We start from the raw sequence: 375 nt of genomic DNA, 5'->3' as shown, positions 1-375 counted from the left end.
AGGGGGCCTGTCGCGACCTGGAGCTGCCGGTGCCATCGGCCTCCGACGCCAGCTGGGTCATCGGCCTGTCGCTGGAAAGCGCGCTGCGCCGTGCCGTGCCCCAATTGACCCAGGCGATGCTGCCGCGCTTCCTGGAGCGCTACCGCACCCATTACCTGCTGCGCGATCCAGAATTGCGCCTTTTCGATGGCATTCCCGAGTTGTTGACGGCGCTGGCCGAGCGCGACGTGCGCCTGGCCGTGGCCACCGGCAAGAGCCGGGTGGGCCTGACCCGCGCCCTGGCCGCGACCGGCCTGGGCCCCATGTTTGACGCCACCCGCACCGCCGACGAGACCTTCAGCAAGCCGCATCCGGCCATGCTGCACGAGCTGATGA

1 protein-coding gene is annotated in these 375 nt (G+C 69.9%); it reads left to right on the top strand.

The window, feature by feature from the left end; translation table 11 throughout:
- Positions 1-375 (top strand): HAD hydrolase-like protein (locus tag RCF13_RS02900; protein ID WP_308140831.1); only part of this gene is annotated, 375 nt, incomplete at both ends.

The organism is Stenotrophomonas maltophilia group sp. RNC7, from assembly GCF_030910085.1.
Classification (GTDB): Bacteria; Pseudomonadota; Gammaproteobacteria; order Xanthomonadales; family Xanthomonadaceae; genus Stenotrophomonas; species Stenotrophomonas sepilia.
Note: the sequence above shows the minus strand (reverse complement) of the source record. Positions and strands in the feature narration are given on the sequence as shown.